This is a genomic window from Pseudomonas vranovensis DSM 16006, from assembly GCF_000425805.1.
Classification (GTDB): Bacteria; Pseudomonadota; Gammaproteobacteria; order Pseudomonadales; family Pseudomonadaceae; genus Aquipseudomonas; species Aquipseudomonas vranovensis.
On the sequence record NZ_AUED01000017.1, the window covers coordinates 50,062 to 67,226 of the forward strand.

General features: G+C 61.9%; 10 protein-coding genes and 1 pseudogene. 5 read left to right on the plus strand and 6 right to left on the minus strand.

Features of this window, described 5'->3' with window-relative positions; genetic code table 11:
- Positions 1–23: 23 nt before the first annotated feature.
- Together H621_RS0114115 and H621_RS0114120 are read right to left on the minus strand one after the other, a co-directional pair.
- A complete protein-coding gene (locus H621_RS0114115) occupies positions 24–1,544 on the minus strand; it encodes a nucleobase:cation symporter-2 family protein (protein ID WP_036989856.1) in 1,521 nt (506 codons plus the stop codon).
- Positions 1,545–1,818: 274 nt separating this feature from the next.
- Positions 1,819–2,184, minus strand: coding sequence for a PilZ domain-containing protein (locus H621_RS0114120; protein ID WP_028944031.1), 366 nt, complete (start codon positions 2,182–2,184; stop codon positions 1,819–1,821).
- Between the two features lie 181 nt (positions 2,185–2,365).
- On the opposite strand from H621_RS0114120, the gene H621_RS0114125 reads away from it, so the two are divergent.
- The 3 genes from H621_RS0114125 to yjiA all read left to right on the plus strand — a co-directional run bounded on the left by H621_RS0114125 (position 2,366) and on the right by yjiA (position 5,702).
- Complete coding sequence (locus tag H621_RS0114125; protein ID WP_028944032.1) at positions 2,366–4,432, plus strand: carbon starvation CstA family protein; 2,067 nt, start codon at positions 2,366–2,368, stop codon at positions 4,430–4,432.
- An 18-nt stretch (positions 4,433–4,450) separates the two neighbouring features.
- On the plus strand, positions 4,451–4,648 hold the full coding sequence (locus H621_RS0114130) for a YbdD/YjiX family protein (RefSeq protein WP_028944033.1): 198 nt from the start codon (positions 4,451–4,453) through the stop codon (positions 4,646–4,648).
- A gap of 85 nt (positions 4,649–4,733) precedes the next feature.
- On the plus strand, positions 4,734–5,702 hold the full coding sequence (gene yjiA, locus H621_RS0114135) for a GTPase (RefSeq protein ID WP_028944034.1): 969 nt from the start codon (positions 4,734–4,736) through the stop codon (positions 5,700–5,702).
- Between the two features lie 138 nt (positions 5,703–5,840).
- Here the strand turns inward: yjiA and glyA are convergent, their stop codons facing one another.
- Entirely contained in the window at positions 5,841–7,094 is a 1,254-nt protein-coding gene (gene glyA, locus H621_RS0114140) for a serine hydroxymethyltransferase (protein ID WP_028944035.1), read from the minus strand.
- A gap of 177 nt (positions 7,095–7,271) precedes the next feature.
- A pseudogene (locus H621_RS0114145) lies at positions 7,272–10,259 on the minus strand (sensor domain-containing protein); the annotation flags it as partial.
- Between the two features lie 1,107 nt (positions 10,260–11,366).
- Between H621_RS0114145 and ettA the strand changes: the two are divergent.
- Both ettA and gdhA read left to right on the plus strand, forming a co-directional pair.
- Entirely contained in the window at positions 11,367–13,031 is a 1,665-nt protein-coding gene (ettA, locus tag H621_RS0114155; protein ID WP_028944037.1) for an energy-dependent translational throttle protein EttA, read from the plus strand.
- Between the two features lie 220 nt (positions 13,032–13,251).
- The gene (gdhA, locus tag H621_RS0114160) at positions 13,252–14,589 is read left to right on the plus strand and encodes an NADP-specific glutamate dehydrogenase (RefSeq protein WP_028944038.1); all 1,338 of its coding nucleotides are present in this window, start codon (positions 13,252–13,254) and stop codon (positions 14,587–14,589) included.
- On the opposite strand, the gene H621_RS0114165 is transcribed toward gdhA, so the two are convergent.
- Both H621_RS0114165 and H621_RS0114170 read right to left on the minus strand, forming a co-directional pair.
- Positions 14,586–15,083 (minus strand): GreA/GreB family elongation factor, encoded by a 498-nt coding sequence (locus H621_RS0114165; protein WP_028944039.1) that lies wholly within the window; start codon positions 15,081–15,083, stop codon positions 14,586–14,588. The genes gdhA and H621_RS0114165 overlap by 4 nt on opposite strands.
- Before the next feature lie 190 nt (positions 15,084–15,273).
- Positions 15,274–17,127, minus strand: a complete 1,854-nt coding sequence (locus tag H621_RS0114170; RefSeq protein WP_028944040.1) for an Lnb N-terminal periplasmic domain-containing protein — start codon at positions 17,125–17,127, stop codon at positions 15,274–15,276.
- Between the last annotated feature and the right edge of the window lie 38 nt (positions 17,128–17,165).

The window sequence follows — 17,165 nt, forward strand, 5'->3', positions numbered from 1 at the left end:
AGCTTCAACGGCCTTGGGAAAGATCAGTGTTCCGAGATGGCCTCTCGGCGCACAGGTGGCTCCCCGTGCTCTCCTTCACCCATCACAGGCACTTCCTTGCCTTCGGCATTGAACAGCTTGCCATCCTCGAAGTAGTCACCATCGCGCAGGGCGGAGATGTCCGAGTAATGAATGGTGCGTTCGTAGGCAGCGGCGAACACCGATTGCTGATCCGAGTTGCCGGCCGTGAAGTGGTTGAACACCAGGTTCAGAACAATGGCCATGATGGCTGCCGAGCTGATACCGGAGTGGAAGATGGTCTCGAACCAGTTGGGGAACTGCGCGTAGAAGTTCGGTGCGGCGATCGGGATCATGCCGAAACCCAGGGAGGCGGCGACGATGATCAGGTTGACGTTGTTCTTGTAGCTGACCTTGGACAAGGTACGGATACCACTGGCAGCCACGGTGCCGAACAGGACGATACCGGCACCACCGAGTACCGAAGTGGGTACCGCGGCAATCACCCGGCCCATGATCGGCAGCAGGCCGAGCACCACCAGGATCACACCCCCGGTGGCGACCACGTAGCGGCTCTTGACCCCGGTCACGGCGACCAGGCCGACGTTCTGGGCGAAGGCGCTCTGGGTGAAGGAGCCGAAGATCGGAGCCAGGATGCTGGACGCCATGTCGGCACGCAGGCCGTTGCCCAGGCGCTTGGAGTCGACCTTGGTGTCGATGATTTCACCAACGGCGAGAATGTCGGCCGAGGTTTCCACCAGGGTGACCATGATCACGATGCACATCGACAGGATCGCGGCGATGTGGAAGGTCGGCATGCCGAAGTGGAATGGGGTCGGGAAGGCTACCAGCGGGCCTTCGAGCACCTTGCTGAAGTCCGCCATGCCCAGCGACCAGGCGATCAGGGTACCGATGACCATGGCCAGCAGGATCGACAGGCGCGAGATGGTCGCACTACCCAGTTTGCTCAGCACCAGGACGATGACGAAGGTCAGCGCCGCCAGGCCGATGTTGGCCATGCTGCCGAAGTCCGGGGCGTTGCTGTTGCCACCCATCACCCAGCGTGCGGCGACGGGCATCAGGGTCAGGCCGATGGTGGTGATGACGATACCGGTCACCAGCGGTGGGAAGTACTTGGTGATTCGTGAGAACACCGGCGTGATCAAAAACCCGAGGAAGGATGCTGCCATCACCGCACCCAGTACGCCGGGCAGGCCGCCACCGCCTTCACTGCTGAGAATCGCACCCATGGTCGCCACACCGGCGAACGAGACCCCTTGCACCAGCGGTAGCTGACAACCGAAGAAAGGCAGGCCGAGGGTTTGCAACAGGGTTGCCAGACCACCGGCAAACAGCGATGCGGCGATCAGCAGGCCGATTTCCGCCGGTGTCAGGCCTGCGGCCTGTCCGAGGATCAGGGGTACGGCAACGATGCCGCCATACATGGTCAGAACGTGTTGCAGGCCGTACGCCAGGTTTGCACCTAGGCCCAAGTTTTCGTCTTCGGGACGTGGGGCTGAAGACGTGCTAGGGGAGGACGTATTCATGGGGCAGGGTCTCTGTGTTTTATTTTTGTGGGGCTACTGTAGACATTTCCTACATCCGAAAGCCAGCCTAATTGTATACAATTTTTAGATTGGCGTAGGAACAGTAAGGCTATCCGTTTGGGTCCATTACTGAATGCAGGTATCGTTCCAACGCCCGCACGCAAGCTTCGCAAGGTTGCGTGAAAGGTGACATTCGGTGGAAAAAAGCTGTCCAGGTGGACAGAAAAACAAAGAAACCTGCCAGGAGGGAAAGTAAGTAGCAGGCTAATAGATTCTAAACTTCGATCAATTCTCGCAGTTCACGCATCATTTCGGTGCTGTCGGCCAGGTTCAATTCCACCAGACGGTGCAAGTGGGTCATCGAATCAATGTCGATGTGCAGGCAGATGAAACCGAGCTGATCCGACTCTTCATGGCGCAGTTCAACCTGCATGCGCACCTTTTCCAGGTCGCCCAGATGAACAATGGCCTCGAAATCCTGGGTCAGGTCGGCATCCCAGGGCTCGGGGCGCTCAACCAGCATGCCCTTGAGCGAAAGGTCGATCAGGGTCACGGGCCAGCAGCGCTCGCCCTGGCACAATTCGGTGGGCGCATCGAAGGCCACACGCTGGAAACGTCGACGTTCTTGGTGGTCGCTCATGATCAGGCACTCCGGGGTTCTTCCTGACTATAGCTCAGGCCTTGCCAAGGCCTGTGCATGGGCGCATAACAACAGCTTCCCGTACCGCGTTGAGGGCTCTAGACCAACGTGGGGGCTGGCCTTTCCTGCCAGTATCGCTAGACTCCAATGGCTGTCTTTTATCCACCAGTGGAAGCAAACCATGAACAACAATAATAGCCTGCTACGCCACATTCCGTGGCTGGCGCTGGCAGTCATAGGAGCCTGTGCGCTGGGTGTGGTCGCCCTGCGCCGTGGCGAGGCCATCAACGCCTTGTGGATCGTGGTTGCGTCGGTCGCCATCTACCTGGTCGCCTATCGCTACTACAGCCTGTTCATCGCCACCAAGGTGATGCAGCTGGACCCGCGTCGGGCCACCCCGGCGGTGCTCAACAACGATGGTCTGGACTATGTCCCGACCAACAAGCACATTCTTTTCGGTCACCACTTTGCCGCCATCGCTGGCGCCGGCCCCCTGGTCGGTCCGGTCCTGGCTGCGCAAATGGGCTACCTGCCCGGCACGCTCTGGCTGATTGCCGGCGTGGTGCTGGCCGGTGCGGTACAGGATTTCATGATCCTGTTCCTCTCCACCCGCCGCAACGGTCGCTCCCTGGGTGACATGGTGCGTGAGGAAATGGGCCGTATCCCGGGCACCATCGCCCTGTTCGGCTGCTTCCTGATCATGATCATCATCCTCGCGGTGCTGGCGCTGATCGTGGTCAAGGCCCTGGCCGAGAGCCCGTGGGGCATGTTCACGGTCATGGCGACCATCCCGATCGCGATGTTCATGGGCATTTATATGCGCTACATCCGCCCGGGCCGGATCGGTGAGATCTCGATCATGGGCGTGGTGCTGCTGTTGCTGTCGATCTGGCTGGGGGGCCAGGTTGCCGCCGATCCGGTCTGGGGCCCGGCATTCACCTTCACCGGTGTGCAGATTACCTGGATGCTGGTGGGCTACGGCTTTGTTGCCGCTGTACTGCCGGTATGGCTGGTACTGGCGCCGCGCGACTACCTGTCGACCTTCCTCAAGATCGGCACCATCGTCGGCCTGGCCATCGGTATCCTGATCATCGCACCCGAGCTGAAAATGCCGGCGCTGACTCAGTTCACCGACGGCACCGGACCGGTCTGGAAGGGCACCCTGTTCCCGTTCCTGTTCATCACCATTGCCTGCGGCGCGGTGTCGGGCTTCCACGCGCTGATCTCCTCGGGCACCACGCCCAAGCTGCTGGATAACGAAACCAACGCCCGCTACATCGGTTACGGCGGCATGCTGATGGAGTCGTTCGTTGCCATCATGGCCATGGTTGCCGCGTCGGTGATCGAGCCAGGCGTGTACTTCGCCATGAACAGCCCGGCTGCGGTCGTCGGTTCCGATGTGGTCACAGTGGCCCAGACGGTCAGCAGTTGGGGCTTCGCCATCACCCCGGACGCCCTTGAGGCGGTCGCCAGGGACATCGGCGAGCACACCATCCTGGCCCGTGCCGGTGGTGCACCGACCCTGGCGGTGGGTATCGCGCAGATCCTGCACCAGGTGCTGCCGGGTGAAAACACCATGGCGTTCTGGTACCACTTCGCGATCCTGTTCGAGGCGTTGTTCATTCTTACCGCCGTGGACGCCGGTACCCGTGCCGGGCGCTTCATGCTCCAGGACCTGCTGGGCAGCTTCGTCCCAGCCCTCAAGCGTACCGAGTCGTGGGGGGCCAACCTGCTCGCTACCGCAGGTTGCGTGACCCTCTGGGGCTACCTGCTGTACCAGGGCGTGATCGACCCGCTGGGGGGTATCAACACCTTGTGGCCGCTGTTCGGTATTTCCAACCAGATGCTGGCCGGTATCGCGTTGATGCTAGGTACCGTGGTCCTGATCAAGATGAAGCGCCAGCGCTACATGTGGGTCACCCTGCTGCCGGCGGTATGGCTGCTGATCTGCACCACCACGGCGGGCTTCATCAAGCTGTTCGACCCGAACCCGGCCGTCGGCTTCCTGGCCCTGGCCAACAAGTACAGCACCGCGCTCGACGCCGGTCAGGTTCTGGCTCCGGCCAAGGACATCGGCCAGATGCAGCACGTGATCTTCAACGCGTACACCAACGCAGCCCTGACCGGCCTGTTCCTGCTCGTGGTCTTCAGCATTCTGTTCTTTGCCCTCAAGGTCGGCATCGCCGCCCTGAACAAAAAAGAGCGGACTGACAAAGAGTCCCCGTTCCAGGCCCTGCCGGATGCGTAACCTTCGAGGAATGCAGTGATGTTCAACGATCTCGGTCGACTGGGTAAGTACCTGGGGCAGGCAGCCCGCCTGATGGTCGGTATGCCCGACTACGACAACTACGTCGAGCATATGCAGACCAAGCACCCGGACAAGCCGGTGATGAGCTACGAGGCGTTCTTCCGCGAGCGCCAGGAAGCCCGTTACGGCGGCAAGGGTGGGCCCAAGTGCTGTTGAACCACAGCCACTGACGGCGCTACACCCTGTGGGAGCCCGGCTTGCCGGGCTCCCACAGTCATTTTCAGTTCAGGAGATTTTCCGTTTGCACGCGCCCATACCCGTAACAGTACTCAGCGGTTTTCTGGGGGCCGGCAAGACCACCTTGCTGCGCCATCTGCTCAAGGCCGAGCACGGCCTGAAGATCGCCGTGATCGAGAACGAATTCAGTGACGCCGGTATCGATACCCAGTTGCTGGGCGACGAGCCGGTGCAGGTGATGACCCTGGCCAACGGTTGCGTGTGCTGCAGCATCCACACCGACCTGACCAAGGCGCTGGTGCTGCTGCTCGAACGCCTGGACAGCGGCGAGATCGCCTTCGACCGCCTGGTGATCGAATGCACCGGCCTGGCCGACCCTGCGCCTGTGGCGCAAACCTTCTTCATCGATGAGGAACTGCGTGATCGCTACATCCTCGACGGTATCATTACCCTGGTCGATGCCGCCCACGCCGAGCAGCACCTGGCCCAGGCCATCGCCCAGGCGCAGGTGGGGTTCGCCGACCGCCTGCTGGTGAGCAAGACCGACCTGGTCGATGCCGACAGCTTCCAGGCATTGAGCGAGCGCCTCGGGCGGATCAACCGCCGGGCACCGATCCGGGTGGTCGAGCACGGTCGCATTGATCTGGCCGAACTGTTGGACGTGCGCGGTTTCAACCTCAACGCGGACCTGGGCGGTGGCTTGAGCTTGCGTCCGGTTTCGCAGCCTGCGACCCCGGATCGTATCTCCAGCCTGGTGCTGCGCACCGAGACGCCGCTGGACATCGACCAGCTCAGCAACTTCATGAACCAGTTGCTGGAAGACCATGGCAAGCAACTGCTGCGCTACAAGGGCGTACTCAACATTGCTGGCGAGGACCGTCGCCTGGTGTTCCAGGGTGTGCTCAAGCTCTATGGCTTTGACTGGGATACCGAGTGGGCAGAAGGGGAAGCGCGCGAGAGCGTGATGGTATTTATTGCCGACGAGCTGCCGGAAGAAAAGATCCGCGCGGGGTTCGAGGCATTGACCCTGTAGGAGCGGCGGGGCGACGTCTTGGCTTGCCCCGCGACAGCGATAGTGGCCGTACCATCGGTTCGCGGGGCAAGCCCGCTCCTACAGAAGGCACAAAAAAGCCCGGCTATTGAGCCGGGCTTTTTCACATCAGGCCTGCAATCAGTTGCCGTAGACCGGCAGCTTGGCGCAGATGGCCTTGACCTTCTCACGAACGGCATCGATCACCGCTTCGTTGTTCAGGTCGGCCAGGATGTCGCAGATCCAGCCAGCCAGTTCCTTGCACTCTGCTTCCTTGAAGCCGCGAGTGGTCACTGCCGGGGTGCCGAAGCGCAGGCCGGAGGTGACGAACGGGGAGCGAGGGTCGTTAGGCACCGAGTTCTTGTTGACGGTGATGAAGGCGCGACCCAGGGCGGCGTCGGCGTCTTTGCCGGAGATTTCCTGCTTGATCAGCGACAGCAGGAACAGGTGGTTCTGAGTACCACCGGACACCACGTCGAAACCGCGCTCGATGAACACGCCGGCCATGGCCTGGGCGTTCTTCACCACTTGCTGCTGGTAAGCCTTGAACTCAGGCTGCAGTGCTTCCTTGAAGCAGATGGCCTTGGCGGCAATCACGTGCTCCAGCGGGCCGCCCTGGGCGCCTGGGAAAACGGCGGAGTTCAGCTTCTTCTCGATGTCGGCGTTGGCGCGCGCCAGGATCAGGCCACCACGTGGACCGCGCAGGGTCTTGTGGGTGGTGGTGGTGACCACATCGGCGAATGGCACCGGGTTCGGGTACACGCCTGCAGCGACCAGACCGGCAACGTGGGCCATGTCGACGAACAGGTAGGCACCGACCTTGTCGGCGATTGCGCGGAAGCGCGGGAAGTCCAGGATCTGCGAGTAGGCAGAGAAACCGGCAACGATCATCTTTGGCTTGTGCTCGACAGCCAGGCGCTCGACTTCGTCGTAGTCGATCAGGCCGTTGGCATCGATACCGTACTGGACAGCGTTGTACAGTTTGCCCGAGGAGCTGACGTTGGCACCGTGGGTCAGGTGACCACCGTGAGCCAGGCTCATGCCCAGGATGGTGTCACCGGCCGACAGCAGGGCCAGGTAGACAGCGGCGTTGGCCTGGGAACCGGCGTGTGGCTGGACGTTGGCGTAGTCGGCGCCGAACAGTTCCTTGGCACGGTCGATGGCCAGTTGCTCGACCACGTCGACGTATTCGCAACCGCCGTAGTAGCGCTTGCCTGGGTAACCTTCGGCGTACTTGTTGGTCAGCACCGAGCCCTGGGCTTCCATGACAGCCGGGCTGGTGTAGTTTTCCGAAGCGATCAGCTCGATGTGCTCTTCCTGGCGCTGAGCTTCTTGCTCCATGGCGGCAAAGAGATCGGCGTCGTACTTGGCAATGGTCAAATCACGGCTGAACATGGCGGTCCTCAAGGATCGTGCTGAAATAGGCGGGCATTCTACCCCATCAGAAATTGTCTGGCATATGAAAGGGCATCATGTCGCAGACAAATGGGGCTCATGAGCGACAAGCTGCAAACTTCAAGCGGCAAGAGGGGCGTAAATTGTTGAGCGCCCCGGTGCTGTCGCCAGCAGTTGCTACTCGAACATGAAGAGCGTTTCGTTGCTGAACTGCGCCTCGAACTGGTTGGCCGGCATGGGCCTGCCGAACAGGTAACCCTGCACTTCGTCGCAGTCGTGCTCACGCAGGAATTCAAGCTGTTCATGGGTTTCCACGCCCTCGGCGATCACCGCCAGGTTCAGGCTGTGAGCCATGGCGATGATGGCCCGGGCGATCTGAGCGTCCTGTTCGCCTTCGGGCAGGCCGTCGACGAAGGTGCGGTCGATCTTCAGTACGTCGATGGGGAACTGCTTGAGGTAGTTGAGCGACGAGTAGCCAGTGCCGAAGTCGTCGACCGCGATGCTCAGGCCGAGGTTCTTGAGGCTGTCGAGAATTACCATCGCCTCGTTCACCTCGCGCATCAGGATGCTCTCGGTCAGCTCCAGCTCCAGGCACGCCGGCGGCAGGCCGGTGTCTTTGAGGATGGTGGCGATCCGCGTGCCCAACTGGCCATCGGAGAATTGCCTGGCGGAAATGTTCACCGACACCTTGGGCACCCGCACCTTGTCCTGGTGCCAGGCCTTGAGCTGGCGGCAGGCCTCCTTGATGACCCAGTCGCCGACATCCACCACCAGGCCCAACTCTTCGATGACCGGGATGAAGTCACCCGGCGGCACCAGCCCGCGCCGCGGGTGGCGCCAGCGCAGCAAGGCCTCGGCACCGGTCAGGCGCTTGCCGTCGCCGCTGAACTGCGGTTGGTAATAGAGGATGAACTCGTTCTGCTCCAGCGCGTGGCGCAGGTCACTTTCCAGTTCCAGGCGCTCCAGTGCGCTGGCGTTCATGTCGGCCTGGTAGAACTGGAAGTTGTTCTTGCCGCGTTCCTTGGCGTGGTACATGGCCGTGTCGGCGTTTTTCATCAGTTGGCTGAGTTCGCTGCCGTCCTGCGGGCTCAGGGCGATGCCGATACTGGCCGTCACGAAGAACTCGCGGTTTTCCAGCACGAACGGTCGCACCAGGCTGGCGAGAATTTGCTCGGCTACATGGATGGCGCGATTGAGTGCCATCTCGCGGGAGGACCGTGGTTGCAGCAGCAGGGTGAATTCGTCACCGCCCATGCGTGCCACGGTGTCGTCATTGTCGACGCAGTCGAGCAGGCGCTCGGCCATGTCCTTGAGCATACGATCACCGGCGGCATGGCCGAGGGAGTCGTTGATCGGCTTGAAGCGGTCCAGGTCCAGGAACATCAGCACCACCCAGGCCTTTTGCCGCTCGGCCTGTTGCAGGGCCGTGTGCAGGCGGTCCTGGAACAGGGTGCGGTTGGGCAGGTGGGTCAGGGCGTCGTAGTAGGCCAGGCGGTGGATGCGCTGTTCGCTGGCCTTGCGCTCGCTGATGTCGGTAAAGAAGCACACATAGCTGGCCAGGTCGCCTTCATCGTCGAGCACGGCAGTGATGCCGACCCAGGCCGGGTAGTGCTCGCCGCTACGGCGCTTGAGCCACACTTCGCCTTCCCAGGTGCCGCGCTGGTTGAGTTGCTTGAGCACGTAGCGCAGGTGCGCTTCCTGGTGCTCATCGACGGTCAACATGCCGGGCAACTGGTCGAGCACATCGGCCACGGCATGGCCGCTGACCCGGCTGAACGCCTCGTTGGCCTGGACAATATAGCCGGCCGGATCGGTGATCAGGATCGCCGAAGTCGAGTGCTCGAACACCGTGGCCGCCATGCGCAGGTCTTTTTCGGCGCGGCGTTGCTGGCTGATATCGCGGCCGACGCCGAGGATGCCCTCGAAGCGTTCCTGGTCGTCCCACACCAGCACCAGGCGCAGTTCGATCGGGATCTTGCGGCCATCGGCGCGCAGGCAGTCGAACAGGAACAGTTGGGTCGGTAACTGGGTGCGCAACTGTTCGAGCTGCGCGGGGTCGCCCAGGGCGCGGTTGACCCGTTCGACCAGGCTGTAGATGCCGGTCAATTGTGCGGGGTTGGCGATGGTCGACTGCCAGCCGTTGTCGAAGATCCACTGTACGTCGTAGCCGAGTACGGCGTGTACCGACGGGCTGACATAGTTGAGCTGCAGCTGGTTGTCGGTAGAGAAGATCACGTCGCTGATGCTTTCGGCCAGCATGCGGTAGCGCTGCTCGCTGTCGCGCAGGGATTCGCTGGCTTCGATCTGGTCGGTGACGTCCTTGCCCACGCCGATGATGCGGGTCACCTGGCCCGCGCTGTTGCGGGTCAGGGCCTGTTCGCGGATATCGAAGCGCCGCCAGCTGTTGTCGTGATGACGGAAGCGCAACTGGCAGTGCAGTTGCTGGACGTAGCCGGATTCTCGTTGTTGCTGGCGCATCTTCAGGTACAACTGGGCATCATCGGCGTGCAGCAAGCGCTCCCAGAACTGCTCGCCCAGCTGAGCCAGCTCGGCACGGTTGTAGCCCAGGGTCTGGCCCAGGTTGCGGTTGCTGAAGATCATCCGCTGGCTGCTTACATCCTGCACATAGAGTTGGTCAGGTACGGTACGCACCACGTCCGACCAGAAGCTTTCGCGCTCCAGCAACGACAGCTCGACCTGCTTGCGGCTGGTGATATCGCTGATGCTGAGGATCACCGCTTGGTAATCGCGACGGTCCTCGGGGAAGCGCACCATCAACCACAAGTGCATCACCTGGCCATCGACCAGCGGCAGACGGACTTCCAGCTCCAGCTGCTGCTGGTTGTCCAGCACCGCTTCAAGCAGTTGCACGCCGATACCCTCGACGCCGTTCCCGGTGCCTTCGATCAATCGATGCCAGGCGCCGTTGCTGCACTGCACGCCCAGCAGTTGCAGGGCGACCTGGTTCACTTCGGTGACTTTCAGCTCCTGCAGCAGCATTCGGCGCAGCGGCAGGTCGAAGCCCAGGCGTTGGGCAAGCGCCTGGCGGCTGGGCAGGCGGTGGCGCTCCAGCATCCCGGGCAGGCCGGAGAGATCGAGCACGCACAGGGCAACCCCGGTGCCTTCGAAGATGTCGTGATAGCGCCGACGGCTTTCCTGCAGCATGCGATGGCGCCGGCGCATGTTGATCAGCGCCAGCAGCGGGATCAGAGCGCAAAACAGGCCCAGTACACATTTGCCGATCAGTGCCGGCAGCAGTTGCTGGCGGGCAAGGCCCGCATCGAACAGGCCGCGCAGTTGCCAGGTACTGTTGTCGAGAAACGCCAGCATCACGCTTTGCAGCGGTTTGTCACTGCCGGGTGTTGGCGGGTGGCGGTTGATGATGTTGCCGGTGCGGCTGTTTTCCAGCAGCCACAATGGATGGTTGGGTCGGTCCAGGTGTGAGGTCAGATCGCTGTAGAAAGTTGAATCCAGGCGCAGCAGCCAGTACCCAGGCACATCGCCTTGTTGGTGAAGCAGCAAGTAGATGAGTTGGTTGTCTGGGGTGTTGCTGTAGTAATAAGGGCGGCCCTGGTTCAGTTGCCAGAGGGCCAGCAGGGCATCCCGGTCGGGTGTATCGCCAAGGCTGTCGGTCAGCACTGCGCCGCTTGCATCGATCCAGGCCAGGCTTTGCAGGGCGGGTAGCCGGGATTGCAACTGCGCGAGCGTTTCGGGCAGATGTTTGGCATCGATCGACGAGCGGTAAGGCTGTACCAGATTCAGAGCCTGCTGGGCCTTGAGCGACATGTTCAGGGACAGGTGATCGGCAAGCTCGGCACTGGCATCCAGGCTGTGCTGGTGCTGGTCGGCCTGGGTGTGGCGGTATTGGTCGACCAGTTGCCAGAGCAGCAGGCCAAGCAACAGGAATACCAGCAGGGCCAGGGCGCTCTTCAAGGAACCGCGCAATGGTGAGCCGGACGCGCTGGACGGTATGCGCAAGGATGTCGGCTGAGTGAGATTGGTCAAACGATGATCCTGCGGTATGGCTGGATGGCAGGTTTAGAGCTGCTGGGGGGCAAGCACCGCGGTCCTGGCGGCTACTCCGGTTTCGCACTATAAGCCCGACGCCCGAAGGGCGGTTAGCATGCCCGCAAACGTGGCAAAGTGCCAGCCCTGTTCGTCGGCGGTTTGCCCAACCTGGCGCATTACGGTAGCTTTGGCCCTTTCCTGGGGGCTGCGGCTCCCTTCATCTGTTTCGCGCTTATTTTTTCGTCTCTGACGCTAGGTTTTTCCATGGCTCAATACGTCTATACCATGCATCGGCTGGGCAAAGTTGTCCCGCCGAAGCGGGAAATCTTGAAGAACATCTCCCTGTCGTTTTTCCCAGGCGCCAAGATCGGCGTGCTTGGCCTGAACGGCTCGGGTAAATCCACCCTGCTCAAGATCATGGCCGGTGTCGACAAAGAGTTCGACGGCGAAGCCCGGCCGATGCCCGACCTGAACATCGGCTACTTGCCGCAGGAACCGCAACTGGACCCGACCAAGACCGTACGTGAAGTGGTCGAGGAAGCAGTCAGCGTGATCAAGGACGCCCAGGCGCGTCTGGACGAAGTCTACGCCGCCTACGCCGAGCCGGATGCCGACTTCGACAAGCTGGCCGCCGAACAGGCCAAGCTTGAAGCCATCCTGCAGGCCAGCGACGGCCACAACCTGGAGCGCCAGTTGGAAGTGGCGGCCGACGCCCTGCGCTTGCCGGCCTGGGACGCCAAGGTCGAGCACCTGTCCGGTGGTGAAAAGCGTCGTGTGGCCCTGTGCCGCCTGCTGCTGTCGGCTCCTGACATGCTACTGCTCGACGAACCGACCAACCACCTGGACGCCGACTCCGTCGCCTGGCTGGAACACTTCCTCCACGACTTCCCGGGTACTGTGGTCGCGATTACCCACGACCGTTACTTCCTGGACAACGTTGCCGGCTGGATCCTCGAACTCGACCGCGGCGCCGGTATTCCATACGAAGGCAACTACTCGGGCTGGCTTGAAGCCAAATCCGATCGTCTGGCCCAGGAATCCAAGCAGCAATCGGCTCATGAAAAGGCCATGAAGGAAGAACTGGAGTGGGTGCGCAAGGGCGCCAAGGCACGTCAGTCCAAGTCCAAGGCCCGTCTGCAACGCTTTGAAGAAATGCAGTCGCAGGAATTCCAGAAGCGCAGCGAAACCAACGAGATCTACATCCCGGCCGGTCCTCGCCTGGGTGACAAGGTTATCGAGTTCAAGAACGTCACCAAGGGCTATGGCGATCGCGTCCTGATCGACAACCTGTCGTTCAGCATGCCCAAAGGCGCCATTGTCGGTGTGATCGGTGGTAACGGTGCCGGTAAATCGACTCTGTTCCGCATGCTCATGGGCAAGGAGCAGCCAGACTCGGGCAGCATCGAAATCGGTGAAACCGTGCAACTGGCTTGCGTCGACCAGAGCCGCGAGGACCTGGACGGCAGCAAGACCGTGTTCCAGCAGATCTCCGATGGTTCCGACCAACTGCGCATCGGTACCTACGAGATTCCGTCGCGGACCTACGTGGGGCGCTTCAACTTCAAGGGTGGCGACCAGCAGAAGTTCGTCAAGGACCTCTCCGGTGGTGAGCGTGGCCGTCTGCACCTGGCCCTGACCCTCAAGGAAGGCGGCAACGTCCTGCTGCTCGACGAACCGTCCAACGACCTCGACGTTGAAACCCTGCGTTCGCTGGAGGAAGCCCTGCTGGACTTCCCGGGCGCCGCCATCGTGATCTCTCACGATCGCTGGTTCCTTGACCGTGTGGCCACCCACATCCTGGCGTACGAAGACGACTCGCAAGCCGTGTTCTTCGAAGGCAACTACACCGAGTACGAAGCCGATCGCAAGAAGCGTCTTGGCGAAGCTGCCGCCCAGCCGCATCGGGTACGGCACAAAAAACTGGCATAACCTTACCGGTTTGCACAAAAACGGGGCCTTCGGGCCCCGTTTCTGTTCGGGGGGAAAGCCCCTGTACGAGCGGGCTTGCCCGGCGACAAAACTGTATACACTTATACAAACGCACCATTTAATTTCATAAAAACGACATTTCGCCCTGTTGCGGTGCGAGTGGTTCTTGGTAAAGTTCTGAAAAAACTAATAAGTCCCACACTATCTGGTGAAATGTCTCATGTCTGAATCCGTCGAAGACTTCCTCGCTCGTCTAAAACAACGCGACCCAGCCCAGCCTGAATTCCATCAAGCCGTGGAAGAAGTGTTGCGCAGCCTCTGGCCCTTCCTTGAGGCCAACCCCCACTACCTGCAGGCCGGCATTCTCGAGCGTATGGTCGAGCCTGAGCGGGCGATCCTGTTCCGCGTCTCGTGGGTCGATGATGCGGGCAAGGTCCAGGTCAACCGCGGCTACCGTATCCAGATGAGCAGCGCCATCGGCCCGTACAAGGGCGGCCTGCGCTTCCACCCGTCGGTGAACCTGGGCGTGCTCAAGTTCCTGGCTTTCGAGCAGGTATTCAAGAACTCCCTCACCTCGCTGCCCATGGGCGGCGGCAAAGGCGGCTCGGACTTCGATCCGAAGGGCAAGAGCGACGCTGAAGTCATGCGTTTCTGCCAGGCCTTCATGAGCGAGCTGTATCGCCACATCGGCGCGGACCTCGACGTACCAGCCGGTGACATCGGTGTGGGCGCCCGCGAGATCGGCTTCATGTTCGGCCAGTACAAGCGCCTGGCCAACCAGTTCACCTCGGTACTGACCGGCAAGGGCATGACCTACGGCGGTAGCCTGATCCGCCCTGAAGCCACCGGCTACGGCTGCGTGTACTTCGCCGAAGAAATGCTCAAGCGCCAGGACCTGCGCATCGACGGTCGTCGCGTGGCGATCTCCGGTTCCGGCAACGTGGCCCAGTACGCTGCACGCAAGGTCATGGACCTGGGCGGCAAGGTGATCTCGCTGTCGGACTCCGAGGGCACCCTGTACTGCGAAGCCGGCATGACCGACGCGCAGTGGGATGCACTGATGGAGCTCAAGAACGTCAAGCGTGGCCGTATCAGCGAGCTGGCCGAGCGTTTCGGCCTGGAGTTCCGCAAGGGCCAGACGCCCTGGAGCCTGCCGTGCGATATCGCCCTGCCGTGCGCCACCCAGAACGAACTCAATGGCGAAGACGCCCGCACCCTGCTGCGCAATGGCTGCATCTGCGTGGCTGAAGGCGCCAACATGCCCACTACCCTCGACGCTGTGGATATCTTCATCGAGGCCGGCATCCTCTTCGCACCGGGCAAGGCATCGAACGCCGGCGGCGTTGCGGTCAGTGGCCTGGAGATGTCGCAGAACGCCATGCGCCTGCTGTGGACCGCCGGTGAGGTGGACAGCAAGCTGCACGCGATCATGCAGTCGATTCACCACGCCTGCGTACACTACGGTGAAGAGAACGGCCGCATCAACTACGTCAAGGGCGCCAACATCGCCGGCTTCGTCAAGGTTGCCGACGCCATGCTGGCCCAGGGCGTGGTCTAAGGCTCGGGTGTGATGGCGACGATCTCGATCTGCTGATCCCCTGCCGGTCGTCGCCACAACACTTCATCACCGGGGGCTGCACCCAGCAGCGCCCGGCCCAGTGGTGAACCCCAGTTGATCAGGCCATGGGCGGCATCGGCCTGGTCTTCACCGACCAACTGCACCTGGTGCTGCTGGGCGTGTTCATCGACGTAAGTCACCCGACTCCCTATCTGCACTTTGTCTTCAGCGGTTGCCTTGGGCACCACCTGAGCGCTCTGTACGCGAGCGTTGAAGTAGCGCAGGTCGCGCTCGGTATCGGCCAGGCGTTGTTTATCAGCGTGCTCGCCCTGGGCCTGCAGTTCGCTGCGCAGGGCCTTGAGTTCGCCGAGCCGTTGCTGCAGCTGGGCCAGGCCCCGGGCGGTGACATAGTTGGGTTGCTCACTGACGCGGCGCTCTACCGGCTGGTCGGCCTGGGTGGCAGCCTGGTCCTCGTTGACGAATGCTCGGCTCATGATTGCCTCCTTTCAGAGGAGACCATGCTGACAGGTTGGCGGTTTCATTGGCTGTCTGTTTGCGACCTACTGGCGTCGGCAGGCACGTGCGGCGTCGCGGTCTTTCTGATGACTAGCTGCTATCGATTGAAGTCGAACCGTGGTAGCCGCTGGCGCCAACCTGTGATCGGCCGCGCAGCGGCCGTGGGACTCAATAGTGATACCACTTCAATTCAAGCATCACCTCGTTCTGCGCCGTCGACAGCTGGCTGAATTCACGCTTGGCACTCAGGCGCAGCCCCAGGTTCTGTGACAGCTCCCATTGCTGGTTCAGGCTCAGGGTGCGGCGTACCTCGCCGTTGGTGAAGTAGTCACCCTTGGCTTCGAGCGTCATGTTCCCCAGCGGATTGCGCCACAGCAGGCCGGTGTTGAAACCGGCCGCCGGGGCGATGAACTGGGCGAAGTCGTTGTTGTGCTCCACCCGCACGGTGCCCAGGGCAAAGCCAAGCATGCCGTCGGCCAGTTGCCAGGTGCCGCCGGCGCCGCCATTGATGTGGCTGACCAGTACATCGTCCTCATGTTTGCCCAATACACGCTCAAGGCCCCCGGTGACTTGCCACGACCAGGGTTGCAGCAAGGTATTGCGTGGCGTCAGCGATCGGATCGTCGCCAGGTCCAGGCGCTGCACCTGCCAGTCGTTGTTCTCGTACTGGCGCAGCTTGAGCTGAAGGATCTCGATCTGTGCGCCCAGGGGAAAGCCATAGGCATTGTCGTTGAGGTCGTGGTAGGCCATGCGCAGGCCGTACTCGGCGAAGGCTCGGTCTTCTCGGGTGCCCACGCCGAGCTGCCAGGTGCGTGATTCGTGGCCGTCTTCAGGCAGGCCGGGGCGCGCGATGTCCAGCTCTGGCGCCGGATTGCGGTTGATTGCCCGCAGCAGCTCGAAGCTGCGTTTGGTGCGCGCCGGATCACGCTCCTGGCCGTTGGCGCGGTAGCGCTCCAGCCGGTACGCCGCGTCCTGGATCAACGCCTGGCGCTCGCGGGGCAGGGCGGTGAATTCGGCGCTCTGTAGTAGGCCGGTGTCGGCGCTGACCGCCAGCACTTGCTGTTGTTCATCGGCATCCAGCGGCTTGGCCCGCTCCAGCAGCTCTCGTTCGCGGGAGGGACGATAGTCGATTCGCTCCACCAGGCCCGACTGCTTGACAGCCTTGACGGTGTCGGTAGGGATCGCCGTCAGCGGGAACTGCGACGTGAGGTCCAGGCCCGGGCGTGCCACTTGCAGCAGTTCAAGCAGGCGGTAGGAACAGTTCTCGTCGAAGAAGAAGTAATCGAACTGGATCTGCTTGAGTTCCCAGATGTGCTCGACCATGCGCCCGGTTTCCTCGGGCGTCAGGTTCAGCCGGTATTCCCACAGGTCGCGGTTTTCCAGGCTGCGGTACTCGGAGAGCTTTTCCTGATAGGGCACCAGGGCGAACAGGCCGGGGTAGCCACCCATCAGGCCCTTCCAGGCGTAGAGAATGCTGTTGTCGTTGCCTTCGATGTAGGCGCCGAAGTTGATCGCGTAGCTGAGCAGGGCCGTCTCGTTGCTCTGCACGTCGGCCTGGTCGATGCGCAGTAGGGTATGGCCGAACATCGAGGAGGGGCTGTTGAGGTAGGCGGCGGGGAAGATCATCACTGCGCTGTGCGGCGACACATCCTTGAACCACTGGGTGTACTCCTTGCATTCCGGCGCCGGCAGGTCATCGAGCTGGAGCTGCTCGCGCAGCCAGCGGGTGCGTGCCGGGAATACACACTGCGCATGCTTGTCGCCGCGGTTGGCCGGTGCGTAGAGCGCCTGCACCGTGGCGCGCAGTTCCTGGTCCGGATGGTGGGCGCCGTCCTCGGCCAGGAAGAAACGACGGTCGTCGACGTAGCTGCGCCAGCCGCCGAGCTTGGCGGTTTCGTAGTGGCCCAGGGCGATCCAGTAACGGTCTGCAGCCAGTTGCGCAAGGCGCGCGTCATCGAACGAAGGGGCAGCATGCAGCGGGGCGCAGGCACAGAGCGCCAGGTAGGCAAGGCGTTTGAGCATGTCGGGCAACTAAGTCTGAATGATGCCGATAGAGGCGG